Below are 26,521 nucleotides of genomic sequence, written 5' to 3' on the forward strand. Positions count from 1 at the left end.
AAGATCGACCCTATGAGCGAACTGAAGGAAATGCCGCTGATCGAACTCAGCGCGAAGGACCTCCCCGCCTATTGCCCGAACCCGGCGATGCCCCGCTGGAGCGCGCATCCGCGTATTTTCATCGACGTCACGCACGGCGAGGCCCGGTGCCCTTACTGCGGCACGCGCTACAAGCTGCGCGACGGCGAGGTGCTCAAAGGCCATTGAGTCCAGCGCCACGCACCGGCGCAGGCTGGTCGTGAAAGCTGTCGCACCGCGGTGCGACGGCCTTCGCGCGCAGCGTCTCCGTGTTGCTTCCCCCGTAATCGACCCGCTTCCGGCATCCCAGGCGAGAGCCGGCCGAAGCGCTTTTTGACTGGAATTTCTGACCCGATGCGCCGTGCGCTCATAATCGCGCCCAATTGGATTGGCGACGCGTTGATGGCTCAGCCATTGTTCGCGCTAATCAAGCGGCTGCACCCGCGGATCGTCCTCGATGCCGTCGCGCCCGCGTGGGTGGCGCCGGTGCTCGCGCGAATGCCGGAGATCCGCGAGATCCATTCGACTGACCTTGAACACGGCAAGCTGCAGCTATGGCAGCGGTGGCAATTGGCCAGCGACCTGCGTGAAGCCGGCTATGACGCAGCCTACGTGTTACCGAACTCGCTGAAATCGGCACTGATTCCATGGCTTGCCGGCATCCCGCTGCGCATCGGCTATACCGGCGAGAGCCGCTATATGCTGCTGAACGTGCGGCATCCGAATCCGCCGAAGGGCGAGCGAGCGCCGATGGTGCCGCATTACGCGGCGCTCGCTTACGCGCCGGGCGCCAAGCTGCCGGCCGACTTGCCGCCGCCGCGGCTAGAAATTGACTTGAACGAGCCGGTGCGCGTGTCACACCGGTTCAATCTCGACACGCGGGTACCACTGATCGCGTTCTGCCCCGGCGCCGAATACGGGCCGGCCAAGCGCTGGCCGCCGGAGCACTTCGCGGCGCTGGCCCGGATGATCGGCCAGTCATTTCCGTACACGCAGATCGTCGCACTGGGCTCGCCCAAGGACAGCGCGGTCGCTCAGGCCATCGCGGAACGCGCCCCGAACGTGCGCAACCTGTGCGGCCAAACGTCGCTTGGCGAAGCCTGTGCACTGATCACGCGCGCGAGCGCGGTGGTAACCAACGATTCCGGCTTGATGCATGTGGCCGCGGCATTGCGCCGACCGCTCGTCGCGCTTTACGGATCGACCGACCCGCGACATACCCCCCCCCTGTCCGAGCTTGCGAAGGTACAATGGCTGCATCTCGAGTGCAGCCCGTGCTTCGCGCGCGAGTGCCCGCTCGGTCACCTGAATTGCCTGCGCGAGCTATCTGCCGAACAGGTATTCGGCGACCTGCGCGGGATGCTGATCGCCAACCGCTGAGCTGTGTCGGGGCGCGCCACGCTTGCCGCGCAAAACGAGCGCCCCGCCAAAACCGAACCCATCATCGACGCGCCATGCCACGTTTCGCCCGCCTTTTCGACGCCGCCGCCGACGCGCTCAACGCGTACTACCAAGCTATTGCCGACGCGAACCTGGATCATGCGATGAGCCTGTGGATCGACGAGGAATTCGCCAGCTGCATCTGCGCGGACGGCACGCACATGCACGGCCTTAGCGAAATCCGCGACGGGCTGGCGAAGCAGTTCGAAGCGGCACGCGTGACGATCGAGCCGGTCGACATCCGCGTACACGACAGCCTGAGCACCGTGGTCTACGCGATCGCCGAGGCACACCGTCCGGCCGACCAGACCGAGCCTGCGACGATGGTGTTCTCGACCTATGTACTCGTGCATGAGCGCGGCGAATGGCGGATCGCCCATATCCACGCGAGTCCGATGCCGGACAAGGCTGCCGGCCAGTTCGCCGCGAAGATGCGCCATGGACAGGGTTCGCTACACTGAGCGCTCGTCGGGCGCGGCCCATATCGATTTGATCTACCGGCCACCCCGCTGGCTACCCAATGCCCATATCCAGACGATCGTGCCGGCGCTGCTCGCGCGCGTGCCACGAGTCGCCTACCGGCGCGAGCGATGGGCCACACCAGATGGCGATTTCATCGAGTTAGATTGGCTCGATACCGCCGGGCAGGCGCCAGATGCGCCGCTCGTCGTGCTGTTCCACGGCCTGGAGGGCAGTTCTGACAGCCATTACGCACGCACATTGATGGCGGCCGTCGCACTGCAGGGCTGGCGCGGCGTGGTCCCGCATTTTCGCAGTTGCAGCGGCCCGATCAATCTGGCGCCGCGTTTCTACCATCTGGGCGACAGCGCCGAAATGGACTGGATTCTGCACCGCCTGCACGACGCGCACGCGGGCCCGCTGCTCGTTGCCGGCGTGTCGCTGGGCGGCAACGTGCTGCTGCGCTGGCTCGGCGAACGGCGTGAGGACGCTGGCAGACTGGTCGATGCTGCGGCCGCCATCAGTGCGCCGCTGGACCCGAGCGTAGGTGGCGTCGCGCTGTCCAGCGGCTTCAACCTCCTGTACACGCGTAATTTCCTGCGCACGCTCAAGCGCAAGACCGTCATCAAGGCGCAACAATACCCTGGCCTGTTCGACGTCACCGCCGCGCTGCAGGCGCGCGACTTCCGGGCGTTCGACGACATCGTCACCGCCCCGCTGCACGGCTTTTGGGACGTGGACGACTACTGGAAGCGCTCGGCGTCTAAGCCGCTGCTGTGCGAAATCACAGTGCCGACGCTGCTGCTCAACGCGCGCAACGACCCATTCCTGCCCGCGCATGCGCTGCCGGCGGCGCGCGACGTGTCAGCGGCCGTCGAACTGGAGCAACCGGAGTACGGCGGCCATGTTGGTTTCATGACGGGGCCGTTCCCAGGACGCATCGAGTGGCTGGCACGGCGCGTGCTGGGCTATTTCCAACCCTACGCTCGATGACTCGCGATGGATGAAATCGTCAAGAAAGCACTGGTCAAATGGCCCGACGTCCCGCACTGCACTGGCTGGCTGCTGCTGGACAGACGCGGCAACTGGCGCATGCGCGATGAAGCGGCGCAGTCGGGCGGCGAGCCGGGCACGCCGATCCGGCACCCGGCGCTGCTCGGCTTCATTAATCGCAACTACCAAAGCGACAAAGACGGCCAGTGGTACTTCCAGAACGGGCCGCAGCGAGTCTACGTCGAACTGGCGTACACGCCGTACGTCGTCAGGATGTCCAAGAACGAGGATTTGTCTGAAGCATTGCATGGCGACGTCCTGACGCTGTGCGACCATACCGGGGCACCGTTCGTGCCATGCGCGTGCTACCTCGACGATGCCGGCGGCGTATTGTTCGTCGATGACAGCGCGCCGGCCCGGGTCGCGGTGTTGCACGATCACGACCTAGCGCTCTTCTCCGAGCACATCGATTTCGATGAGGACGGGCAGCCGCATACGTTCGTCTGGCGCCCGCATGTGCCGTTGCGGATCCAGCCCATTGACCGCGTCGATGTGCCGGCGCGCTTTCATTTCGAGCCTAGCCCCGCCGCGGTCGCGGCAGTGCGCCATGCCGACCCCGTGGCGTGAGCGTGCGGCACGACGGTCCCGGCGGACCCGCTACCCGCGATGCTTGTCGTCGTCCCGCTCTTCCCGATAGCGTTCCTCGAATTCCCGCAGCCGCGCGGCGATCGCCGACATGTCGTAGTATGACGCACCCCGCGTATCGCGCGCCTGCCTGAGCTGGCGGATCGCCGATGGCCACGCGCCGTCGAGCGCCAGCGTCTCCGCTTGCGCACGGCGCTGCTGGACCGTGTCACCCAGCGCGGCACTCGCTTGCGCCAGATAGCGCCACCATTCGCTGCGCTGCGGCTCCGCGGCTGCCTGCGCCCGTGCCAGCGCCTGCGCGTCGTCGTACCGGCGCGCGGCGATCATCGCCTGCAAATACGCGTCGATCGCCGCGTGCGAAGCCGGATCGCGGCGCCGCGCCAGTTGGGCGTCGCGCAACGCATCGTCCAGCCGTCCGGCGCGGCGGGCGATTTCCGAGCCCAGCACGTCCAGGCTGACCGTGGACGACATGCCATCCGGCTGCGCCGACTGCAATGCGCCAAATGCCGCCCGCGCGCACCGCAACGAAGCCTGCGCGGCCGCATAGTGCGCCTGCAGCATTTGCGCCAGCGCAATGCCATACCAGTTCGCCGCCACACTCGGCGCGGTCTGGTCATCGATCTCCGCCCGCAGGCGCTGCTCGATATCCGCAAGGTCGCTTGCCGACTTGTTCTGCAACACCCGCATGCGTGCCTGCACGAATACGTACTCCGGCGACTGCCGCGGCTGGCGATACGCTGCATTGCGGGCCCGGTCCGCCATATCGGCGATCCGCTCCCCGGTCAGGGGGTGCGTTCGCGCGTAGGGCGGCACGCCGACATTCGCGACCGTACCACGCTCCATGCGCTCGAAGAATGATGACATTCCATACGGATCAAAGCCCGCGCCTTCCAGCATCATAAAGCCGACGCGATCCGCCTCGCGCTCGGCGGTGCGTGAAAACCGCAACTGATTGTCGATGGCGAACGCCTGTCCGCCGATCGCCACCGCCGAGCCCAGATCCGCGCTGTGGGCCAGCGCGCCAGCAAGCAAGCCAAACAGCATGCCGGCGATCGCCGCATAGCTGTTGCGCTCGCTGACCGTGATCATCCGCGCGATATGCCGTTGCAGCACGTGACCCATCTCGTGGCCGACTACCGACGCCAGCTCCGATTCGGTGCGTGTCGCGACGATCAAGCCCGTATTCATCCCGATGAAGCCGCCCGGCATCGAGAACGCATTGATCTGCATGTCGCGCACTGAGAACAGGTCGAAATCCGGCACGTAGCCACCGATGTAGCGCTCGCGGGCCGCGACCGCGAGACGTGAGGCGACCGAGTTCAAATAGTCCCGCACCAGCCAATCGCCCAGGTAGTCGGGATCATGCCGCACCGCACGCATCACCCGCTCGCCAAGCTTGCGCTCCGCCTGCGGCGACAACGAGCCGCCTGAGCCGTCGCCGAGGCTGGGCAGCGAGTGCCCGTCCGGTCCATGGGACGCACCTGTGACCCTCGACGTACCCGGACGCTCGATGCTGCCCGCATTGCCGCGATACACGCCGAAGACATCGCTCAGCGAATCGGAATAGCGCGGATCATATTGCCCAACATCACGGCCCGTCGCGCTGACCACCGGATTCGCCGGCGTGCCGGTAGACACCCGCGCGCCGGATAGTTGGGCGCTCGGCAGCCGCGGCCAAACCAGCGCAACGATGACGGACAACGCAATAAGACGTTTGATTTGCATGACTCGGTCAGGACATCCCGGCACACGGCTATGCAACGGCAGCACCCGTTCAGCCGCCGCACCACCGTGAATACAGTAGGCGCGGGCGCGCAGTGCTCATACGCGCCCGCGCGTGCCACTGCTATGATACCGGGATGCCTGCGGGCCTCGGTGAATCGCTATTACACGCTGATGCGCCGCGGACCGGGCCAGCCTCCCGCGGACCGGCAAACCCCCGCAAGCCGCACACCGCCGCTTCCGGCAACGATATCGTGCCATCACTATCATGTCAGAACTTACCCATTTCGATGCATCCGGCCAGGCGCAGATGGTCAACGTCGGCGACAAGGATGCAACCCGCCGTGTCGCGATTGCGCGTGGCACGATCGCGATGCGCGCCGAAACACTGGCGCTCATCCGCGAGGGCCGCGCCGCCAAGGGCGACGTGCTCGGCGTCGCGCGTATCGCGGCGATCCAAGGCGCCAAGCGCACATCCGACTTGATTCCACTGTGCCACCCGCTCGCGCTGACCCGCGTGAGCGTCGATTTCACCCTAGAAGAAGAAACGCCAGCGGCCGTGCACTGCACCGTCCGCGTCGAGACGATCGGCCGCACCGGCGTCGAAATGGAAGCGCTCACGGCGGTGCAGATCGGCCTGCTGACCGTCTACGACATGTGCAAGGCCGTGGATCGCGGCATGACGATTACCGACGTGAAGCTGCTCGAGAAGCACGGCGGCAAGTCAGGGGACTGGGTGGTGGGGGAATAGGCACGGCCAGGATGGCAAATCCCGTCAAATGGGTCCCGCGCTAGGGCGGGACCGGCCATGCCGATCATTCCCCACCGTCTTCGTCGTCCTCCGGCGGCGCCGCCGGCACAATCCCATAGCGGGCGACAAGCGCCTGCTTGAATGGCGCAAGCACACTGCCTGCATCGTCACACGCGTGATACACCACGGCAAGCTGCATCGGCCAATCCTTCAACATGTCCGCAAACACCTTCAGCCGACGCATGGTCTGCAGCGCGCCATCGGTATCGCCAGCGATCGCCTGCAGCACCGCGTACCGCCGCACCACGGTTTCTCCAGGCAATAGGGCCATCGCCTGACGGTGCATCGCCAGCTTCTTGTCGAGATCGGTCTTATCCAATGGCAACAATGTCGCGAAACCATATTCGCCCCATGCGGAAAACAGCACCGCCGGATCGGCCCGGTATTGCTCATAGGGATTGGAGCCGTAGTACAGCACTTCCGAGCGCGCATAGTCGCGCTGGATTGGGTACAACGCGACGAGGCCGGCAAGTACCAGCGCGCCCTGCCCCCCCCGAGCGGCTGCGGGCGCCGCCCGCAGCGGTACGGTCTCCAGCAGTCCAATCACGAACCACGCCGGCAGCAGGAAGAACATGTACTGCTGTGGATACTCGACCAGCGCGTGCATCAACAGGATGCCGATCAGCGCCACGCCGAATACCCGTTCGACCCGCTCACCACCACGCAGAACGCGTACGAACCACAGCAGCAGTCCCACCACGACGATCGTCAGTCCGAGTGCACCGGTCTTGGCCAGCAGGTCGATCACAATGTTATGAGAATTGTTCGCGACCTCGACGCTGCCGAGCTTGTCGACGAGTTCGTATTGAATGCGCGGAAATTCGCCCCAGCCGACGCCAAACCATGGGTGCATCTCGAACATCGCGAGCCCGTATTTCCAGAGCGCCAACCGCGGCGCAATCTGGCCGGCATCCTGGAACCGTTCGGCGGCGGACTGACCCAGATTCAGGCCGAAAGACACATTGGCCCAGCGCGTCGCGATATTGACGGCGACGAAAATGACCAGCAGCAACACCGGCGTCACCCAGTCGCGCAGCGAACGCCGGGTGTCGTAGCGTCCACCATAGGACGTTACGCGATTGCGATGCGCCTCGAACGCCATCCATGCCCCCGCCAGCACGATGACGCCGGTCTGCAACCAGGGGCCACGCGAGACCGTCAATGCCTGACCGGCTGTATAGACCACCGACAACACGATCCATACCGGGTAGCGTAACCGTCGCTGCTGAACCAGATACAGCGCCGCGGCCAGCGCAAACGCGATGTACGTAGCCAAATGGTTCGCCTGCGCCATGTTGCCGAACGGCCGCCGCCCTATCTGCACGTTGTAGCTGACCACGAAGGGCGCCACGCGGTTTTCCAAATGAAACAATTGGACGAATTGACAAAACACCGCGAATACGCCACCTGCCAGCAGCGCGTACGCCATCACATTGAACGCGCGTTGCATCGAACCCAGGCGACTGATCCAGTACCCCGTCTGCGTCGCCATCAACGCGGCGAGCAGAAACCCGCCACCGAGCAGATTCATCGATGGCTGAACGGTATCGATGATGAACGGCTGCGCGAATAACAACGCGCCGAACAGCAGCGGCACGAGCGCCACCCGCGGCGCACCGATCGCCGCGCGCTCGCCGGCCACAAACACCCATGCGAAGACCGATCCCCCAACCAGCAAGTACAACGCAAGCGCCAAGTACTCGGCGTAGAAGGTCGGAATCGGATACGTATGTAACGTGACCGCATACGGCAGGATCCAGGCCAGGATAAGAAAGACAAACGTCAGCAATCGCGGCAACGATACGGGCATGGCGGGTTGGACTCGGGGAAACCGGCGCACTATACAAAAATTCCGCACCGCTGTGGCGATGCATTGGCTATTTAGCTGACTGCAGTTGACTCATCCTGTTGCGCAGAATGCCTCAGACCGCATTCGATTCCCGAAGCGGCCCCTTATGAGGAGCGCACCGATGACTGCATCGACCCGCCAAAAGCCCGACGATTCTTCCCGCACCACGGCACGGGCACCGACACCGTCGTGCGCGGCATTCACGCTGGTGGAACTCATGATCGTACTGGCAATCGTTGGCGTCGTCGCGTCATTTGCGCTACCGGCGTACCGCGACTATCTGACTCGCAGCCGGGTCGGCGAGGGCCTATCGCTGGCCGCGCCGGCGCGGCTGGCCGTGGCGGAAAACGCCGTAGCGGGCGCGCAACGGCTCGGCAGCGGCTATGCACGACCGCCGGCGACGCGCAACGTGGAGTCGATTGACATCGACGACAAAACGGGGGCCATCACGATCAGCTATACATCGCTGGTCGCACCATCCGGCGAAAACACGCTCGTGCTGGTGCCGTCGACATCCGACGATCCGGACGCACCCCATACACAAGTATCCGTCAGCAGCAACCACAGTGACACAGGCACACTGACCTGGGAGTGCTTCGCCGCAGGCAAGACCACTTCGTCGCTTCCGATTCCCGGGCCAGTGCCGGACCCGAGGCCGACGCTGCCGGCCCGTTTTGCGCCGCCGGAGTGCCGTGCGTGAGCCGCATCCAGATTCGCGTGCCGCGGCGCATCGGCATGCTGGGCGTGGCGGCATTGCAGTGTCGCCATCAGCATACTGGGCATGACGGCATCGCAGGACCGGTACCGGTGCGCCGGACCTACGAGCATCGCAATGCCGTGAACGAGCGCCATCGTTGCGTGATCGCCATTGGGGCCCCGCGCATGAACGACACCGGCAGCGTCGTGATGGAGTGCCGGAACGCGTTGGCCGCCGCGTCCCGTATCCGCGCGTCAGCGAACGCGCCCCGCCGTGCCATACCGGCTACGGCGTTTCAGCCGCCCACCGATCCCGATCACGGTCAGCGCACCGACAACGCCGGCGACGTAGTGATAAGCTTGCGTGCTATCCCCAAGCAGCCTCCCCACAAGGGGATCACCGATGATCAGGCCACCGGCAATCCAGCCGAGCAACGCGGCACCGAATGCGACGATCGCCGGGAAACGATCCAGCAGCTTGAGCGCCAGCGTGCTGCCCCATACGATCAACGGCACACTCAACAGCAAGCCGAAGACCACCAGCCCCAGCCGATGCTCCGGCGCAGCCGCATCGGCCGCGCCGGCTATCGCGATCACGTTGTCCAGGCTCATTACGAAATCGGCAACGATGATGGTACGCACGGCCACCCACAGCTTGTCCGCGGCCTTGACGCTGCCATGCGCATCCGGTTGCGGCTGCATCAACTTGATGCCGATCCACAGCAACAACAGGCCGCCAGTGAACTTCAGGACTGGCACGTCGAGCAACAATACGGCGAACGAAATCAGCACGACGCGCAGCGCGATAGCGCCGACCGTGCCCCACAGCACGCCTTGCACCCGTTGCGCGGGGGGAAGATTCCGGCAGGCCAGCGCGATGATGACGGCATTGTCGCCGCCCAGCAGGATATCAATGATGACGATCTGGAGCACGGCGCTCCAGTTCAACGAGGCGAGCAATTCGAGCATGGTGACCGGCGCGGAATGGAAAAAACCAAGCGTTCTTCGGACTCATTGCTTATAGAAAGCGCCGAACTCGAAAGATTTTTGAAAGAATATCAAATTCCGCGCTTCCCCGGCTGGAAAAAGATACGGCCGGCCACCGCATCGCGGTGGCCGGCCGTGCCGGAAGTGATGAATGTGTGTCGGCGGTACTTACAGCACCGACTTCAGCAAGCGACCCATCTCGGATGGGTTCTTCGTTACCTTGATGCCGCACGACTCCATGATCTCGAGCTTCGCTTCGGCGGTGTCGGCGCCACCCGAGATCAATGCGCCAGCGTGCCCCATCCGCTTGCCCGGGGGCGCCGTCACGCCGGCGATGAAGCCCACGACCGGCTTCTTCATGTTGTCCTTGATCCAGTACGAGGCATTCGCCTCGTCCGGGCCGCCGATTTCACCGATCATGATGACCGCATCCGTATCCGGATCGTCGTTGAACATCTTCATCACGTCGATGTGCTTCAGACCGTTGATCGGGTCACCGCCGATCCCGACAGCCGACGATTGGCCCAGGCCAAGCGCGGTCAGTTGAGCGACCGCCTCATACGTCAGCGTACCCGAGCGGGAGACGACACCGATGCGACCCTTCTTGTGGATGTGCCCGGGCATGATGCCGATCTTCAGCTCGTCGGGTGTGATCACACCCGGGCAGTTCGGCCCGAGCAACAACGTCTTGCGGTTCTCGCGGCGCATCCGGTCGCGCACCTCGATCATGTCCCGAACCGGAATGCCTTCAGTGATGCAAATCGCCAGGTCCAGATCGGCTTCGACGGCTTCCCAAATTGCCGCAGCGGCGCCGGCCGGCGGCACGTAGATCACCGACACGGTTGCACCGGTCTGCGCCTTGGCTTCCTTGACGCTGCCGAAAATCGGAATGCCCTCGAAATCCTCGCCAGCCTTCTTCGGATTCACACCCGCAACATAGGCAGCGCGGCCATTCGCGTACTCGCGGCAGGCGCGCGTGTGGAACTGGCCGGTCTTGCCGGTGATACCCTGCGTGATGACCTTCGTATCTTTATTGATCAGAATCGACATGTAATGACCTCTTTCGTTCGGTGTCGCAGCTCGCGAAGGCGCGGTGGCCAACGACACCATGCGTATCCTCGATGTGAGCGCGGCGGCTTACTTGCCTTCGGCTGCGGCGACGACCTTCTGCGCGGCTTCTTCCATGCTGTCCGCGGAAATGATCGGCAACCCGGAGTCGGCAAGCATCTTCTTGCCGAGGTCCTCGTTGGTGCCCTTCATCCGCACGACCAGCGGGACCTGCAGGTGCACCGCCTTCGATGCCGCAATCACGCCCTCGGCGATCACATCGCAACGCATGATCCCACCGAAGATGTTCACGAGGATAGCCTTCAGATTCGGGTTCTTCAGCATCAGCTTGAACGCTTCGGTCACCTTCTCGGTCGTCGCACCACCGCCGACATCGAGGAAGTTCGCCGGTTCGCCGCCGAACAACTTGATCGTATCCATCGTCGCCATCGCCAGGCCGGCGCCGTTGACCAGACAGCCGATGTTGCCATCAAGGGAGATGTACGCGAGATCGAACTTCGACGCCTCGATTTCGGCCGGATCCTCTTCGTCGAGGTCACGGTATGCAACGATCTCCGGGTGACGGAACAGCGCGTTCGAATCGAAGTTGAACTTCGCGTCCAGGGCAATGACCTTGCCGTCACCAGTCAGGATCAACGGGTTGATTTCAGCCAGCGAGGCGTCCGTTTCCCAGAACGCCTTGTACAGTCCGTGCAGATTCGCACGAGCCTGCGCGAGCGATGCATCCGGCACGCCGATTTTCTTGGCAATCTCGTCTGCTTCAGCGTCCTGCAAGCCCTTGGCCGGATCGACCGCAACCTTGTGGATCAGCTCGGGCGTCTTCGCGGCCACTTCCTCGATGTCCATGCCGCCTTCACTGGAGGCCATCAACACGACCTTTTGCGAGATACGGTCGACGACGAGACCAACATACAGTTCCTTCTTGATGTCCGCGCCTTCTTCGATCAGCAGCCGGTTAACCTTTTGCCCCTCAGGGCCGGTCTGATGCGTCTTGAGTTGCATGCCAAGGATCTGGTTCGAATACTCGCGCACCTGATCCAGCGACTTCGCGACCTTGACGCCACCGCCCTTGCCACGGCCACCAGCATGGATCTGGGCCTTCACCACCCAGACCGGGCCGCCGAGTTCCTCGGCCACCTTGACGGCTTCGTCTACCGAAAACGCGGGCTTGCCGCGCGGCACCGTGACCCCGAATTTCCGCAGGATCTCTTTACCCTGGTACTCGTGAATCTTCATGCGTGATTCCCTTCAGTCTGAGAGTTGGAATGAATATCGCTGTGTGCAGCGCTTGGCGCAGCTTCGCGCACGACGCGGCGCGGACCTCACGCGGCGCGTGGCCATACCAGCGCGGATAGAATTGCGTGACCACGGGCCATCATCAAGCTTCAACGCGTGGCAGCGATCAAGCTGAAACGGCATCACATCGCCGGCTGCGTCCGTGTCTGACACGCCTGTCTGCGACACCTCGCCGACGCAAGCCTGGAGGGTTGCACTCGTCGATAGCACGCGCAAATTGGTCAGATGCGCGCGGTCCGCCGCCTCACCAAGATGCTCAGTGACGGCATGCCGGAGCCCACGACGCAAGTCCAACCCAATCAATGCGCGATCGCTTGAATTGGCGTCTTCACCATGCCCCAGATAAGAAACCCATTTCACCGCCGGTGACTGCGCATCGACGACATTCATCTGACGATCAATCGTCGCCGGCAGCCGGAGTTTGTAGATAGGTAGCTCGGTCGGCCTAACGCCGGTTGCGAGTTGCGTGTCGCGCGCGTTGCAATCGGTCAGACATGCTTCGATGTCCCACAGGCCGTTTCCGCGCTCGAACGCTTGCACGTCAATCGCACGGCGATGACGCGCCCGACGAGGAGCAGAGGGAGGGAGCGGCATGGAAAGGGTTGGTTGCGGCCGGATGGAAAACTCAGCGATTTTAGCATACCGGTCCGACGGCCTGACGACACCCGCGCGCCCACCCCGGAACGCACTTCATCGCCACGAACGTATAGACGAAGCACAACATGCCGCGTAGCACGACGCGGTCTACGCGGACCGTCATTCATCGCCGGCTCCGTCGTCGATCCCGCTGACGAGCCGCGAAATCACCGCGCGGGAAAAGCCGCGGGCGGCCAAGAAACGCGCCTGCTTCGCACGCTCGGCCGGCGACTGCGCGACATGGCCCTGAAATTTCTTTTGCCACACCGCTTTCGCCCGTTCCCATTCGGTTTCCCGTAATTGATTGCCGACGTCGTCCAGCAGGTCGCCATGCAACGCGTGCCGCTTCAACTCACCAACGATCCGGGCCGCGCCGAAGCGGGACGCACGGCGATGCACGACACTTTCGGCAAACCGACTGTCGGACAGCCAGCCGTCCCGCTCGAGTGCATCGAGAATCGGCTCGATATTGTCGCCTTCCTGGGCGTCGCGCTTGAGCTTAGCAGCCAGTTCGGCACGACTGTAATCCCGACGCGACAAATACCTCAACGCGCGCCCCTTCAGGCTTGGCGCGGGACGCGGGCACTTCGTGCGCACTTCGCGTTACGCTTGTCCGCTCTCGCCGACTACCGCGCCGGCCGGCATCGCCACGACGCCAAGCGACTCGCGGACGCGATTTTCGATCTCACGCGCAAGATCCGGATTTTCGCGCAGGAACTCCCGCGCATTGTCCTTGCCCTGGCCGATCTTCTCGCCGTTGTAGCTATACCAGGCGCCCGCCTTCTCGACGATCTTTGCCTGGACGCCAAGATCGATGATTTCACCGTGTCGCGAAATCCCCTCACCATACAAGATATCGAAAATCGCCTCGCGAAACGGTGGCGACACTTTGTTTTTGACCACCTTAACCCGCGTTTCGTTACCGATGACTTCGTCGTTCTTCTTGATCGAGCCGATCCGACGGATATCGAGCCGGACCGACGCGTAAAACTTCAACGCATTGCCTCCGGTGGTGGTTTCCGGGTTGCCGAACATTACACCGATCTTCATGCGAATCTGGTTAATGAAGATGACCAGGCAATTGGTCCGCTTGATCGTACCGGTCAGCTTGCGCAGCGCCTGCGACATCAGCCGCGCCTGCAGGCCGGGCAGTGAATCGCCCATTTCACCTTCGATTTCGGCCTTCGGCACGAGCGCGGCCACCGAGTCGATGACGATCATGTCGATCGATCCCGAGCGCACGAGTGCATCGGCGATTTCCAGTGCCTGCTCGCCAGTATCAGGCTGAGAAATCAGCAGTTCCGACGCGTTAACGCCCAGCTTGGACGCGTACTGGACATCGAGCGCGTGTTCCGCGTCGATGAACGCACAGGTGCCGCCAATTTTCTGCATCTCGGCGATTACTTGCAGCGTAAGCGTCGTCTTGCCGGACGATTCCGGCCCGTAGATCTCGACGACACGGCCACGCGGCAGCCCACCGACACCTAGCGCAATGTCTAGGCCAAGCGAGCCAGTCGATACGACTTGAATGTCTTCGACTGCCTCGCCATGGCCAAGCCGCATGATCGACCCCTTGCCGAACTGCTTCTCGATCTGCGACAGCGCGGCAGCCAGTGCCTTGCTCTTCTCCGCAGTCAGTCCAGCTGAGCCTTTCTTGCTTTCTTCCATGAATCGTCCTTTGCTATGATGAGCGGCAGTCCGTTGCCGAGGCGGCACGCCTCGCATCGCGGCCATCCCCGGATGATACCGCTGCCCGCGCCAACGCACGGCTTCGGATACTGTATAAAAAAACAGTGTCTTTTGCAAGCGCGAAATATATGCATCCTTTCCGCAACTAGCATGCCTGGTGCCGCTGCGTGCCCCGCCCCTCGAGGTAGGGTCGGTGCATATTGCATTGGACATCGTGTGTCGTTGCAATATGCAGATAAGGAAACGCCGGAAAGGGGAGCAGGTTTGCGCCGCCGGCACTAAAACACGCCCGTGCGCATTCTTTGCCGAAAATGACAGCATACTCGCGGATGGCTTGATCCGGTCACTCCGCCATTCGGGCTATGCGACCGATCACGTCAAGACGGGGGCCGAGGCCGACGTTGCCTTGTCGATGCAATCGTTCGACCCGCTGGTCCTTAATCTCGGACTGCCGCGCATGAGCGGGCTCGACGTATTACGCAGACTGCGGCAACGCAATTCCAACCGCTTTGCATCGGCCAGGCCCCAAGGGGGACGTGAAAGTGGTTGACATCGCGTCTGCTCATGTCCATAATCCGAGGTTCTTTCGGCGAATTAGCTCAGTCGGTTAGAGCGACGGAATCATAATCCGCAGGTCCGGGGTTCGAGTCCCTGATTCGCCACCATATTTGACACGGCCCGCCGCGATGCGGGTCGTTTTGTTTCGTTCCGAAAATAGCGCGCTGTTCCGCAATCTTCGCTACCGGGTAGGCGTCACCGGCTTGTCCTTTCGGTGCCGCACATACCGGCACGTCATCTTTTCATCAGCGTGTCCTAGCTGGTCGTTGGCCGCCGCCATGCCTGCCAATTTCTCCTGTCGGTGCCCGCTTTAGCGCGCAGGTCGCGGAACTGGAGCGCTGCGATGACAGCAGCCAGTTCGTGCCGCTTCTGCGTACGCGCCTTCTTCGCCGCCACTTCGCGCGCATTCTCAAACCGGAACCTGAGCGCGAGAGCGGTCAATGCCGCCCCCTGTTCATTACAAACAATCGTCAGTTCCAGCACATCTGCCGGCCGCTGCCCGGTCAGGTAGGCCAGTTCCATCGCATTCCGAGTCGGGCCGTCAGCCTCGGCCCAAACCGCCTGATACGTGCCGTCATCAACGTAGGTATCCCGCCCAACCTCCCGGAATCCACGCACGCCGGCGCAAGGATTCGGCTTGCCGTCAGGCCGCGCCCACGTGCGAAATTCCAGATGTGCAAAAACAGCGCCTTCTCCCGATTCGCGCGAACCCGCCCCTCGCTGCCTTTTGTGGCCCGCCCCTTCTCCTGCAAAGCGTTTGACGGCGTCCTGCACACGCCAGTCTAGATACTGGCGAATGTGAATTGGCTCGATGTTGTCCAGCGGTGCCGACGGCGCGTCGAAGAACTCGTACAGCTTCGCCAATTCCTTCAAATTGTCGCGCTGCATGCGCAATGCCTCCTGCGACAATACCTCCCGTGGATAGCGCTCCGCCGCATAGCGAAACGTGATTAGATCGGCATGCCGTGGCTTCGAGTTGACGGTCAACTCGGCCCTTTTGCACCGCCAGCGCATAGTCCGAGCTGAGCGAAATTTCGCGCCGAGGCGTGCCACCGGCATCCAGCTTGCGGCCAGTGAGGCGCGATACTTCTTCATCAGTCAGGAACATGGGGCCGTTCATCGGACAATTCTCCGAAATTCCACCACCCCGCATCCACGGGTTCACATCCCAGCCGTAACCGCGCGCGGCGTTAGGGCTGTCCCATAACAGTCGGTACCAAAATAACGAGTTGAGGGTATTCGGTTTGCGGCTATGACCCACGAACGAATTCCATCCTTCTAATTGGGCATCGCCATAACTGACGTTCTGCAATTGGTCAGCGTGCGCGCTGGTCACTTCGAGCGTGATGCGAGACGCTCAGCGCGGCATGTGAATCGACGCTCGCCACGACGATCCCGCGTTGTTGGCGCGGTGATCGGGCTCGGTAAGCTGCTGGCTGATGGCGAGCGAATTTGCGCGCGTCTCGTGCTCGGCTGCATGATCATCGGGGCGGCTTTGTCCGCTAACGCCAGTGCAGCACTGACGGTCTTTAACAATCTGCACCCGACCGCGCTCGTGGGCATCGCCTCTGCTTTAGGGATCCTAGGGCAGTCGGCGCTGGAGGCAGTCGTTCAAAAATGCGTGGGTTACATGCCAAACTCATGAAACCAACAGTTGTCGTTACCGTGCTGCTCTTGCCGCTGACACTGAGCGGCTGCGTGTCGCCGTCGCACGGTTGTCCTCCTATCGACATGGGTTGCTCGCGGTCGCGTTTAGGCATTCATTCTTTGCTAGCCTGCTGCTTAGCAGCGAATTAACAATCATAATCTGCCCCGCCTGTCCCGCAACGCACCATCTGTGCCCAGAGCCACACCCTACGCTCCCCCAGTCTCGGCGTCAGGGGCCCGCGCCCTGATTACCCGCTTTATTGCCCATAACTCATTCCCGGAGTTGTCGATGGACTTTAACGACGCATTGAATACTGCCCCAGCCGCTATTTATGCAATGAACCAAGGGGCGCCCGCTGCACCGCCTACGGGCGCAAAACGACCAGCGGATTCCACACTCGACACACACTCCAAAAAGCCCAGAATCTACGACACTTTGCCAGGCGAAGTGATTCTGGAGATCGCACGCTACCTACCGTTGGATCATATTCCCGAGTTTTCACGTGTTAATCGCAACACCTATACCTGATGGAGGAAAGACGATGGGCGTGGCGCTGTTACCAGCAAGCGGCCAGCGTCTCCGATCTCGCGTCGCTGCAACAACTGATAGGTGAAATTGAGCAAATACAGGCCGAACCGGATCTGCGGGCCGAACCGCTCACAGCTCTGTGGGAACAGTCACGATCAATAGGGTTATCTACGGCATACGAAATCGAGGCTTTCAAATCGCTGTTTGCGGCAACCGACCGCCTCCCGGAACAAGGCCTTCCCTTACAGAAAACGATGCTTGCTTCAATGGATAAATTTCCTAGAAGCATGCGACTTCTAATGTTTGATTTTGCTTATACGATGGCCGAACAGCATCGCCTCGATCAAGCGAATTTCTGGTATGAGCTAGCTCAGGCTCTTCCACAGGTAACGCCGGCGTCTGAGTATCTTAAACGCTATCAGGCGTTGCTCAACCGGCTAGCGCGTCTGAACACGCCCCAGAAAGCCGAACTGATTCCGCTATTGGCTAAACAACTACAATTCAACCGTCGGATTGATCCTACGGGCAGTGAGGCTCTTTCGGCCCATATATTCTTGCAACAGCAAACGCTGTTGCTGCCGCCATCCCTGCAAGGCGCATCGGTGGGCATGCTAGCCGCCGCTACGGAGGAACTACCTGCAATAATGCGAGTAGCACGCTACGCGGAGATGCGACAACTAGCATTATCGCTTCCGGACGAACAATTAGGTGTCGCGCTGCGCAAATTTCCATTTGGTTTGGTTCATTTACCGAGCGAGCACCATGCGCACGAGTTCCAATTACTAGAGCCGGCCTTACTGCGCGTGTTGCTCGAGCAGCGTGTGCAAGTCGCACGGAGTTTGCTGGAGTGGGCCCTCCTGCTTGGCGACAAGTTCTCAAAGCAGGTATGGCAGCATGCGCTGCAGCTCCTTGACGGTCGCGACGCAACAGAACTATTAGAGGCGTTAAGCAAGGTAAGGGTTTCGCTAAGAACCCCGGAGTGGCAAGACGCGGTCAAAGAGGTCACTGCTTTTATGGACCGCAACCGCTTCACAGAACAAACGCGGACGACGATAGACACCCGTATGCTGCAGTTGCTTCACCCTGAGGACCGGATGACCCTGTGAACGCTTCGCAAAATGCCATGAAGTTTCGGATGCGGACGCGATAATTCGGCAATTTTGCGGTATCACTGTAAACACTGCTCACATCGGCCCTCAGATCAAGGAGCGGCAATGGACACTTCACGAATTGGCTCCCGGAGCCCAAGTCCAGTAGGGTCCCCCTCGTTACACCTCTCCTATCAGGAATCTTTAAGTATTTAAGCGTTACTCAAATTTTCGGGCCCATCGACTTCAAGGCTTACGCGCGGGCGCCAAGGGCTTTGGGCTCGAATTCGCTGCCGCGCTTCGTGCAACGTTGCGCGCAGCGATGGAAGTCGAAGGTCCCGCGGTCGTCACCATTCCTGCCGATTATTCCGATAACACGAAGCCGATGGGCCCGCTGTGACTGAATCTATCCAGCGGCGCAATACCGCCGAACTACATCGAGCTGGACATGGTGGACCGCGCGGTGGACTTGGTAGAGAAACGCGTAGACTGCGTGCTGCGCGCCGACCATAAGCTCATGCTTTTTCGCCATCGTGCGGAACATGCGCACGTGAGTCGGGAACGCTCCTTGCTTCCCCATGCACGCCGCGCCGCGCGCGGCACATCAATCACGCTGGAGGTATCGACGGTATGAACCATTCACAAGCGCAAACAGATATCGCGCGGGCTTTGCTAATCATTTTTATTTTGTCGCTGCTGATCGGGGGCAGCCTGTATATCATGAGCCCGTTCCTACCCGCGCTGATTTGGGCCACGATGATCGTCGTGGCAACGTGGCCGATGATGCGCGGCGCACAGGAGCGGCTCGGCGGACGACGCGGCCGAGCGACTGCGTTGATGCTGGCCGGCTTGTTGATCGTCATCGCGTTGCCACTGTATGGCGCGGTGGTGGCCATCGCGGCCCACGCCGATACGATCCTGCAACACGCCCGTGCCCTGCCGAACTACCGGCCCGCGCCGCCGCCGGCTTGGTTGCACGAGGTGCCGCTGGTCGGCGAGCGCATCACCTCGGCATGGCAGCGGCTCACCCACGCCGGCGTCGACGGCCTGCTGGAATTCGTTGCCCCCTACGCCGATACCGGCGCGAAATGGATGGTGTCGCGCGCGACCGCGGTCGGTGGCGTACTCGTGCATCTGCTGTTGACGCTAATCCTATGCGGGGTGTTGTACATGCATGGCGAAGCGGCAGCAGGGGCCGTGCGGCGCTTTGCTTATCGCCTTGCCGATGAGCGCGGTACGGCCGCGGTGCGCCTGGCCGGCCAGGCCATCCGCGCCGTCGCGCTGGGCATCGTCGTAACCGCGGCCGTGCAATCGGCGCTGGCCGGGCTGGGGCTACTCGCCGCTGGGATACCCGGCGCGGGCATGGTATGCGCGATCACCCTCATCTTCTGCCTGGCGCAGATCGGTCCGCTGCTGCCGTTAATTGGCGCGGCAATCTGGTTGTTCTATCAGGACGCGACTATTGCCGGGGTCGCCATGCTCATCTGGGCGTTCGTCGTTTCTAGTCTCGACAATGTCATACGTCCGCCGCTGATCCAGCGCGGCGTGGACCTGCCGATGCTATTGGTGTTGGCCGGCGTACTCGGTGGACTGTTTGCATTCGGCATCGTCGGACTGTTCATTGGGCCGGTCATTTTGGCCGTCACCTACAAGCTGATGCACGCATGGATCGACGAGCAGGCCAAAGCCGTATCCCGCCCCACTCGCCAAGAACGGGCGTAGCCGTAACGACGCGGACGCCCCGCGCCGGCGTTCAACCTAGCACCGCACGACGAGCAACGGGCTCGTCGGCGCGCCGACGCTTGCCTTGCGCTGGGCATCGCATTCGCGGGCTCCACGCTGATAGTTGCCTGCGGCGGCGACAACGCGTGACTTCTGGCCAGTGCTGACCGTGGTCAGGCTAACGCTGGCCATCAAGCCGCAGACATAGCTGGCGCTTTGGCTGCCGAGACTCAACGACGCCCGTTGATCGGTCCGCCTCCTTGGCCACCGCAAAACTGCACAGCTCCCAATGTCATAACGCCGCCACTTTCGCGATTTACGACAACGAGGCCACCTAAGCCCGCCGCACGTGCGACGACAAGTTTTCACGTCGCATTGTTGAGACGCAATCGGGCTGCTAGCGCAGTGTATCGACGATCAATGCGACGTTTAGGCCAACCACCAGCACTGCGGCCACCATCGATAATACGGCAAGCCACGGACCGAGCCGATAGCCACCCATCACGTCGCGATGGCGACACAACCAAACCAGCGCAATCATCGGCACCGGCACCGTGAGACTCAATACCACCTGGCTGATGATCAAGGCGCGGGTCGCATCGACACCGGCGGCGACCACGACGAACGCAGGCAGCATCGTCACCAAGCGGCGCACGATGACGGGAATGCGGAAACCGACGAAGCCCTGCATGATCATCTGTCCCGCCATCGTGCCAACCACCGAGCTAGACAAGCCCGACGCGATCAGGGACACAATGAACAGCGCCGAGGCCGCGGCCCCGAACAACGGCGTCAACGTCCGGTACGCCTGGTCGATCTCGGCAACATGCGCATGGTCGGGATGAAATGCGCCGGCGGCCATCACCACCATGGCCATGTTGACCAGCCCTGCCACGCTCAGCGCGACGAGCACTTCGATCCGGTTGTAGCGCAGCAGCGTGCGACGGTCCGCGTCGCTTCGCGCGACGATGCGCTCGCCGGTCAGTCCTGAATGCAGGAAGAGCGCATGCGGCATGACCGTCGCGCCGACGATGCCGACCGCAATGGTCAATGCCGGGTGGTCCGGTATCGACGGATGAAGCGCGCCGTGCCCGACTGCGCGCCAATCGATTGGCACGATGAACAGCTGCGCGACGTAGGCCAATGCGATGATACCAACTAGGGCGCCGATCGCCAGTTCCAGCGGTCGAAAGCCGTGCCGCTGGAACATCAGCATCAGGTACGTAAGCACGCCGACAATCACCATGGCGGCGAGCAACGGAATGTGAAACAGCAACGCCACGCCGATGGCCCCGCCGATGAACTCGGCTAGGTCCGTGGCCATTGCCGCGAATTCGCTAGCCACCCACATCGACAAGGTCACCGGCTTGGGCAGACGCGCTCGGCACAACTGGGCCAGGTTGCATCCGGTCACGATGCCGAGCCGCGCCGACAGGCCCTGGAAGAGCATCGCAACGAGGCTGGCGAACAGCACCACCCACAGCAACTGATAGCCATATCCAGCGCCAGCCTGGATATTGGTCGCGAAGTTGCCCGGATCTATGTACGCGACGGACACTACGACGGCCGGTCCGGCCAACGGCAGCAGGATGCGCACGCCGCGTCGGCGGCCGTCTAGTACCTGTCTGACTTGTTGCGCGGTTTGCTCGCTGGAAATCGCCATGAATTTGCACATCCCCGTCTGCACATCTTCGTCGTATTGAATGCATCGGCGCCGGCGCGTGCGACGCCCTCCGGCAACGCCGCAGCCGCGGCGTCACCGTTCTGGATTGCGGCGGTCGTCGGCCACGACTTTGCGGCCGTATTCGAGCGCCGCCGCGCGCGCCTGCTCAATGGTGTCAAACGGGCCAATCTCGGGGGCGCCCGGAAATGGGAAGATCACGCGGCGATCGGCCTGTCGCACAACCTTCAGCATACCGATAAAACGGCCGTCCACACCGGGCTTGGCGGTGACGAGCACCTTGAATCCTTCGCTCCAGGGCTCCTCGGCGCCGGGCTCCTGCCCCCCGGCTCGGGGTGTGTTGTACTGCACGGTCCTCTCCTGTCGACTCGGTTCCACACGCCAACGCCATGTCGTGCCCCGTGCCGGCTGCCGCCGTGCTTTGTTCGAAACACGGCGCCGGCTTCAACTACCGGACGGCACCGTTAGCCGTCAGCATGGTCCGTTCCCGGCTGCGAGTCACATCAATTTGCAAGCTGGTGCGAACGCAGGCTGGCCGCGCTGGCACACACGATACGTTCAGCCCGCGGTACGCTCTGTCCGCGATACGTTTGATACGCGATACCCGCGGGTACGAACAGCACCGCTAATGCGCGAACGCGCCACCGACACACCCTGCACCGGCATCCGCGTACAACAGGCAGCAGGAATCTGGTGCTTGGTGCCGCGTGGCCCTTCGTCAACCGGCGCCCCGCCGCCTTTCGATCAACAAGCGCGCCCGTTCCAGTCCGGCGCGCATGGCTTCGTCAGCGGTAAGCCATTCCGGCGTCGCCTCTTGCGGCATGTCGAACTGCACTGGGTTGCCATCGCGCGTGATCTGGACCTGCGACACCCATGCGCCCCGCGCGTTGCGCTGCGCCGTCACCGTGACATGGTGGTCCAGGTAGTCGAGTATCGTGGCGCCCTGATCACTGGCGCCGGATAAGCTGTTCATCACCATCCTCCGTCGATCTACGTTGCCTTCGGGTTGCCTCCACTGCGGTATCTGTCACACGCTTGCGCCGGATCCGACCTTTTTTCAACGAACGGATCGAGCCGTTCCGGCTATGCGTGAATGCCTTGCGATCGCACGGCGTGCACCGAACAGTCTTCCTATCGGAGCACGCGCTCGACGCCGCTGTTGCAATGCTCGTGCCACGACGCGATTGCGCATTGCATTGGCGGGAACGTGCGTTGCGCAAACAAATCGGCGGCCGACGCTACGCGTACGGCCTTGGCGAGCACCGCGACACCTTTCACGTCACAGGAGGCTTCATGTTCGTCCACAACAAACGATTGCAGTACACCGTACGGGTCAATGGCACGGACCCTGGCCTGGCTAATCTGTTGCTGGAGCAGTTCGGCGGCCCACAAGGCGAACTGGCCGCAGCAATGCGTTACTTCACGCAGGCCATCAGCGAGGAAGACCCCGGCCGCAAGGACATGCTGTTCGATATCGCAACGGAAGAACTCAGTCATCTGGAGATCATCGGGTCCATCGTCGCGATGCTTAACCGCGGAGCGAAGGGCGAGTTGGCCGAGGCGGTCGATGAGCAGGCCGAGCTTTATCGCAAACTGAATGGCGCTGGCAATGACAGCCATGTGACACAAGTGCTGTACGGCGCCGGCACGCCGCTGACGAATTCGGCCGGTGTGCCGTGGAGCGCCGCGTACATCGATACGATCGGCGAGCCAACCGCCGACCTGCGCTCGAATATCGCCGCCGAGGCCAGGGCCAAGATCATCTATGAGCGGCTGATCAATGTCACCGACGATCCCGGCGTGCGAGACGCGCTCGGCTTTTTAATGACCCGCGAGATCTCTCACCAAAAATCATTCGAAAAAGCGCTTTATTCGATTGCTTCAAATTTCCCGCCGGGCAAGCTGCCGCCCGAGCCAGAATATGCGAGCAGTTATTTCAAGATGTCCAAGGGCGCGCCGCCGGAACATGGCCCGTGGAATGAAGGCGGCGACTTGAAGCTCGTGCAAGACCCGCCCCCCGCGGTCGATGGCGGCGACGGCAGCGCCACCGTCACCCTTCAGCCAGACGAGGACGCCGCGCTGAACGCGATGAGGCAGCGATTGAAATCGGATCCGTCTGTGGATCCCGGGACCGGTGCGGAACTGGGCATGAAAAAACCGTAGCGCACGATTCACAGCATGGGCAAGTTGTGTTGGTACGACGCACGGAACATAACTTGCTCGCTACCGATGCAGACATTAACCCAACAGGAGTATCGAAATGGCAAACCACGCTACTTCAAACGACCCACAACACAGTCCTGAGCAAGGTACGCCAAACAATGACACATTTACCACGGACGTGTCTGAAACCGACGATCAAGGTACGACCGTGCGCGAGACGCAAGTACGCGAAGACGATCTATCCGAGGTCGATTCGAGCGAGCGCGGCGAAAAACAGTAAAGAGTGGCCCGAAGTCGCAAAGCTGCCGCCTGAGCTGACAACACGGGAAACAGCGCTCATGCAGTTCCCGCCACCTTTACCTTTCGACAATCGCCGTGCGGCAGGCGTTGTGCTAGGTTATGCCCTTGCGCGTTATCGTGGTGCTGCGCCGCTCGTCGTTGGCCTACCACGCGGCGGTGTACCAGTCGCATACGAGGTGGCCTGCGCCCTTGGCGGCACGCTCGATGTGCTACTGGTACGCAAGCTTGGCGCGCCGCAGCAGCCTGAACTTGCGCTCGGCTCCATCATTGATGGGAAACCGCCGCAGGTGGTCTGGAATGATGACATCATTTCCATGTTGCGTCCCAGCGATGACTACTTGCGCGGTGAACAACACCGCCAATGGCAGGAACTGGAACGACGCCGTGCATTATATCGGGGCGGTATGGGGCCTGTTGCGGCCCCGCACCGTACGGTTATCGTCGTCGACGATGGCGTGGCCACCGGAAGCACGATGAAGGCGGCGCTACTCGCGTTGCGCAAGTTGGGTGCTGCACGCCTAGTCGCGGCAGCACCGGTCGCTCCACGCGACGTCTGGAATTCGATTGCGACGCTGGCGGATGACGCTGTATGCATCGCACCGCTCGATTCGTTCGGCGCCGTAAGTCTGTATTACGTCGATTTCACGCAAACCACTGACGCCGAAGTCATCGAATTGATGACGCAGGCGCGCGATGCGTGCGCCTGAGTGGCGTCAGCCATGCGGGCCTGGACGCAGCCGCCAAAACGTCAGTGCGCAACCGAGCCGCATGTCGGTCACCGCGCTGGCGCCAACCGAGGTGGCGGCACGCGGATGGCAGCGCCGCTGAAAGCTAATCATTCATCCTCTGGTCCTGTCATGCTGACGAAGTCGAGCAGCTTCGTGCGAGCTGCGTCGCTAAGCGGGTTACGCTCGATGAACGCCAGAAGTTCGCTCTTTGCGTCCTCCCATTGCTGCATGGAAAGCAGCGGTACCAATTGCTGGTACGCCAATTCGTCGACCACATTAAACAGACAGGTGTCGTCGCAGCCGTCGAGCAACTGCAACGCATTGCGCCACACCCGCCTGGACAGCGTCGCGTCAATCAATCCGATGGTGCTCTCAAGCAATCCCAGTGCGACTGCCTCACGATGATCGGGCCGCACGCGACTGACAAGAGGCTCTAGCAACGCGAATTCGGCTGCATGGTATTGCTGTGGCAGCAGCACCAACGCAGTCGGCAGGCGCCGAAGCACAGGGCCGAGCTGATCGTCCGGCAATGCCTCTGTTAGGCTACGCAGCTGCACATAATGCGCCGGCATTTGTTGCGCCGGCAGCAACCATATCATATGGGCCAGTGCGCCAATTGGCGCCCCTTGATAAGAGCGGGGCAATCGCTGAACCCAATCTTGCATGAGCCGGTGGTATTTGGCCAGCGTGGCTGATTCATCCGGGTCATCTTCGCAGAATCCAGGCAGCAGCGTCACCAGTTGCGCGATCAACTCCGACTGCGCAAGCACGTCCAACGAGGCAAGCCTGCCAACGAAAGCCGAGTATTCGCGCTCGAAGCGCGGCGGATCCAGCGGCAAGCATCTGAGCAACCATGCAAGCGAGGACCACAACTGGTCATGCCCAGCACCACTCTTTTCGATGGCCACATGGACGAAGTCGTACATTGGCAGCTGGTCCTCGGCTGGCAATCCCGATATTGTGCCAATCATACCTTTGCGTATCGGCAAGCTCGCATGCGTCGGCACCCGGCCTGCCATATCGAAGATCCGCTTGTATGCTTGCGCTCGGTATTGCCGGGGCAATTCCGGTATTCGAGGCCACAGCGCCTCGAGCGGCGCAGCCCACAACATCGGTTCGCCGTCGATCCGTTCAATTTCATCCAGCAGTTCCTGCGTGCGGCGCGAATCGAGCCGACGGACATTATCAGCACGTTGACAACAAAGCCAACTGTGTCGCACGTCCCACAGCGCGTGATAGTTGCGCCGCGTCGTCGAGGACAAGTTGCCAATGTCGTCGAACGACGTGTGTGTTGCGATCTGCCGAATGATCTCAGGCGGCAGATCTTGGAGCGTCGTCGTGCGCCTCGCTGCGGAGCCAGCCGGCTGTTGTGCCGCGCGTTGGCCGGCCAACAGTGCGGCAAGCGCGCTGCCCCCTGTTACACCCGGCGGCGCAGCACCCGCAACGCTAACCTGCTGTTGTTGCACGCAATGGGTGACAACCGCACTGCACGCGTGGATCAAATCGAAATCCATGAGCTCACCGGAAAAATTTTTCGTAAAGTAACACGGCCATCGGCGGCTGCGTGGCGTCGCCCCATTGGGTCATTGGCGCATAAGCTAACGCAAACCACCTCGTCGGAGATAGCGGCAAGCGGCTACGAATAGGTTTTGGTCTGATGTCGAAAAGTCCCACAACGCGCACGAAAATACGTGACAAATCGTCGCAACGTCGGTCTGATGGCCGAATCGCCCTACCCATCGCGACGTCCAAACAAATGGCGAATATGACTGTTCGGTGATAGAATAACCTGCTGC

The 26,521-nt window shown here is 62.0% G+C and carries 26 protein-coding genes, 1 tRNA gene and 2 pseudogenes; 16 read left to right on the plus strand and 13 right to left on the minus strand.

The annotated features are described in order from the left end of the window. The first annotated feature begins 12 nt into the window (after positions 1–12). From B0O95_RS04145 to B0O95_RS04165, 5 genes are all read left to right on the plus strand, one after another. Entirely contained in the window at positions 13–207 is a 195-nt protein-coding gene (locus B0O95_RS04145; RefSeq protein ID WP_104076758.1) for a zinc-finger domain-containing protein, read from the plus strand. Between the two features lie 165 nt (positions 208–372). Continuing rightward, positions 373–1,398, plus strand: a complete 1,026-nt coding sequence (gene waaF / locus B0O95_RS04150) for a lipopolysaccharide heptosyltransferase II (protein ID WP_104076759.1) — start codon at positions 373–375, stop codon at positions 1,396–1,398. 74 nt (positions 1,399–1,472) lie between these two features. Next, positions 1,473–1,919: a nuclear transport factor 2 family protein gene (locus tag B0O95_RS04155; protein ID WP_104076760.1), complete on the plus strand. Its 447-nt coding sequence runs from the start codon at positions 1,473–1,475 to the stop codon at positions 1,917–1,919. Continuing rightward, complete coding sequence (locus B0O95_RS04160) at positions 1,897–2,910, plus strand: hydrolase (protein WP_104076761.1); 1,014 nt, start codon at positions 1,897–1,899, stop codon at positions 2,908–2,910. Before B0O95_RS04155 ends, B0O95_RS04160 begins: the two co-directional genes overlap by 23 nt. Before the next feature lie 6 nt (positions 2,911–2,916). Beyond that, positions 2,917–3,537, plus strand: a complete 621-nt coding sequence (locus B0O95_RS04165) for a DUF2946 family protein (RefSeq protein ID WP_104076762.1) — start codon at positions 2,917–2,919, stop codon at positions 3,535–3,537. 30 nt (positions 3,538–3,567) lie between these two features. On the opposite strand, the gene B0O95_RS04170 is transcribed toward B0O95_RS04165, so the two are convergent. Beyond that, positions 3,568–5,280 (minus strand): M48 family metalloprotease, encoded by a 1,713-nt coding sequence (locus B0O95_RS04170; protein WP_104076763.1) that lies wholly within the window; start codon positions 5,278–5,280, stop codon positions 3,568–3,570. Between the two features lie 265 nt (positions 5,281–5,545). On the opposite strand from B0O95_RS04170, the gene moaC reads away from it, so the two are divergent. Further along, the gene (moaC, locus tag B0O95_RS04175) at positions 5,546–6,028 is read left to right on the plus strand and encodes a cyclic pyranopterin monophosphate synthase MoaC (RefSeq protein ID WP_104076764.1); all 483 of its coding nucleotides are present in this window, start codon (positions 5,546–5,548) and stop codon (positions 6,026–6,028) included. Positions 6,029–6,092: 64 nt separating this feature from the next. Here moaC and B0O95_RS04180 read toward each other — a convergent pair whose 3' ends face one another. Continuing rightward, positions 6,093–7,898 (minus strand): PglL family O-oligosaccharyltransferase, encoded by a 1,806-nt coding sequence (locus B0O95_RS04180; protein ID WP_104076765.1) that lies wholly within the window; start codon positions 7,896–7,898, stop codon positions 6,093–6,095. Between the two features lie 160 nt (positions 7,899–8,058). Between B0O95_RS04180 and B0O95_RS04185 the strand changes: the two genes are divergently transcribed. Next, the gene (locus tag B0O95_RS04185; RefSeq protein WP_104076766.1) at positions 8,059–8,637 is read left to right on the plus strand and encodes a pilin; all 579 of its coding nucleotides are present in this window, start codon (positions 8,059–8,061) and stop codon (positions 8,635–8,637) included. 251 nt (positions 8,638–8,888) lie between these two features. Here the strand turns inward: B0O95_RS04185 and B0O95_RS04190 are convergent, their stop codons facing one another. The 6 genes and pseudogenes from B0O95_RS04190 to recA all read right to left on the minus strand — a co-directional run bounded on the left by B0O95_RS04190 (position 8,889) and on the right by recA (position 14,288). Then, on the minus strand, positions 8,889–9,602 hold the full coding sequence (locus tag B0O95_RS04190) for a TerC family protein (RefSeq protein WP_104076767.1): 714 nt from the start codon (positions 9,600–9,602) through the stop codon (positions 8,889–8,891). Between the two features lie 186 nt (positions 9,603–9,788). After that, positions 9,789–10,670: a succinate--CoA ligase subunit alpha gene (sucD, locus tag B0O95_RS04195; protein ID WP_041754466.1), complete on the minus strand. Its 882-nt coding sequence runs from the start codon at positions 10,668–10,670 to the stop codon at positions 9,789–9,791. Positions 10,671–10,757: 87 nt separating this feature from the next. Next, positions 10,758–11,924, minus strand: coding sequence for an ADP-forming succinate--CoA ligase subunit beta (gene sucC, locus B0O95_RS04200; protein ID WP_104076768.1), 1,167 nt, complete (start codon positions 11,922–11,924; stop codon positions 10,758–10,760). A 12-nt stretch (positions 11,925–11,936) separates the two neighbouring features. Beyond that, entirely contained in the window at positions 11,937–12,578 is a 642-nt protein-coding gene (locus B0O95_RS04205) for a DUF2889 domain-containing protein (protein ID WP_233203100.1), read from the minus strand. A 162-nt stretch (positions 12,579–12,740) separates the two neighbouring features. Beyond that, a pseudogene (gene recX / locus B0O95_RS04210) lies at positions 12,741–13,208 on the minus strand (recombination regulator RecX); the annotation flags it as partial. Between the two features lie 15 nt (positions 13,209–13,223). Continuing rightward, a complete protein-coding gene (gene recA, locus B0O95_RS04215) occupies positions 13,224–14,288 on the minus strand; it encodes a recombinase RecA (protein ID WP_104076770.1) in 1,065 nt (354 codons plus the stop codon). A gap of 325 nt (positions 14,289–14,613) precedes the next feature. Here recA and B0O95_RS04220 point away from each other — a divergent pair. Then, positions 14,614–14,814: pseudogene (locus B0O95_RS04220) on the plus strand (response regulator); the annotation flags it as partial. 83 nt (positions 14,815–14,897) lie between these two features. Further along, positions 14,898–14,974, plus strand: a tRNA-Met gene (locus B0O95_RS04225). A gap of 148 nt (positions 14,975–15,122) precedes the next feature. Here B0O95_RS04225 and B0O95_RS04230 read toward each other — a convergent pair. Further along, positions 15,123–15,962, minus strand: a complete 840-nt coding sequence (locus B0O95_RS04230; RefSeq protein ID WP_233203102.1) for a site-specific integrase — start codon at positions 15,960–15,962, stop codon at positions 15,123–15,125. A gap of 187 nt (positions 15,963–16,149) precedes the next feature. On the opposite strand from B0O95_RS04230, the gene B0O95_RS04235 reads away from it, so the two are divergent. From B0O95_RS04235 to ydiK, 4 genes are all read left to right on the plus strand, one after another. Next, positions 16,150–16,512 carry a phage holin family protein gene (locus tag B0O95_RS04235; RefSeq protein WP_233203103.1) on the plus strand — a complete coding sequence of 121 codons (363 nt, stop codon included), beginning with the start codon at positions 16,150–16,152 and terminating at the stop codon, positions 16,510–16,512. Between the two features lie 291 nt (positions 16,513–16,803). Further along, the gene (locus tag B0O95_RS15345; protein WP_146063979.1) at positions 16,804–17,043 is read left to right on the plus strand and encodes an F-box protein; all 240 of its coding nucleotides are present in this window, start codon (positions 16,804–16,806) and stop codon (positions 17,041–17,043) included. Beyond that, entirely contained in the window at positions 17,043–18,149 is a 1,107-nt protein-coding gene (locus B0O95_RS04240) for a hypothetical protein (RefSeq protein ID WP_104076771.1), read from the plus strand. Before B0O95_RS15345 ends, B0O95_RS04240 begins: the two co-directional genes overlap by 1 nt. A 612-nt stretch (positions 18,150–18,761) precedes the next feature. Continuing rightward, complete coding sequence (gene ydiK / locus B0O95_RS04250; protein WP_104076773.1) at positions 18,762–19,853, plus strand: AI-2E family transporter YdiK; 1,092 nt, start codon at positions 18,762–18,764, stop codon at positions 19,851–19,853. A 397-nt stretch (positions 19,854–20,250) separates the two neighbouring features. On the opposite strand, the gene B0O95_RS04255 is transcribed toward ydiK, so the two are convergent. The 3 genes from B0O95_RS04255 to B0O95_RS04265 form a co-directional block, all read right to left on the minus strand. Continuing rightward, positions 20,251–21,516, minus strand: a complete 1,266-nt coding sequence (locus B0O95_RS04255) for an Nramp family divalent metal transporter (RefSeq protein WP_233203104.1) — start codon at positions 21,514–21,516, stop codon at positions 20,251–20,253. A 93-nt stretch (positions 21,517–21,609) separates the two neighbouring features. Beyond that, positions 21,610–21,813: a DUF6723 family protein gene (locus B0O95_RS04260; RefSeq protein ID WP_232509368.1), complete on the minus strand. Its 204-nt coding sequence runs from the start codon at positions 21,811–21,813 to the stop codon at positions 21,610–21,612. A gap of 439 nt (positions 21,814–22,252) precedes the next feature. Continuing rightward, positions 22,253–22,507, minus strand: a complete 255-nt coding sequence (locus B0O95_RS04265) for a DUF6566 family protein (protein ID WP_104076872.1) — start codon at positions 22,505–22,507, stop codon at positions 22,253–22,255. A 320-nt stretch (positions 22,508–22,827) separates the two neighbouring features. On the opposite strand from B0O95_RS04265, the gene B0O95_RS04270 reads away from it, so the two are divergent. The 3 genes from B0O95_RS04270 to B0O95_RS04280 all read left to right on the plus strand — a co-directional run bounded on the left by B0O95_RS04270 (position 22,828) and on the right by B0O95_RS04280 (position 24,704). Beyond that, on the plus strand, positions 22,828–23,697 hold the full coding sequence (locus B0O95_RS04270; protein WP_104076873.1) for a manganese catalase family protein: 870 nt from the start codon (positions 22,828–22,830) through the stop codon (positions 23,695–23,697). 97 nt (positions 23,698–23,794) lie between these two features. Continuing rightward, positions 23,795–23,977 carry a hypothetical protein gene (locus tag B0O95_RS04275; RefSeq protein WP_104076776.1) on the plus strand — a complete coding sequence of 61 codons (183 nt, stop codon included), beginning with the start codon at positions 23,795–23,797 and terminating at the stop codon, positions 23,975–23,977. 58 nt (positions 23,978–24,035) lie between these two features. Next, positions 24,036–24,704 (plus strand): phosphoribosyltransferase, encoded by a 669-nt coding sequence (locus B0O95_RS04280; protein ID WP_104076777.1) that lies wholly within the window; start codon positions 24,036–24,038, stop codon positions 24,702–24,704. Between the two features lie 128 nt (positions 24,705–24,832). On the opposite strand, the gene B0O95_RS04285 is transcribed toward B0O95_RS04280, so the two are convergent. Continuing rightward, positions 24,833–26,239 carry an F-box protein gene (locus B0O95_RS04285; protein ID WP_104076778.1) on the minus strand — a complete coding sequence of 469 codons (1,407 nt, stop codon included), beginning with the start codon at positions 26,237–26,239 and terminating at the stop codon, positions 24,833–24,835. Between the last annotated feature and the right edge of the window lie 282 nt (positions 26,240–26,521).

Source organism: Mycetohabitans endofungorum, from assembly GCF_002927045.1.
GTDB classification, from domain to species: Bacteria; Pseudomonadota; Gammaproteobacteria; order Burkholderiales; family Burkholderiaceae; genus Mycetohabitans; species Mycetohabitans endofungorum.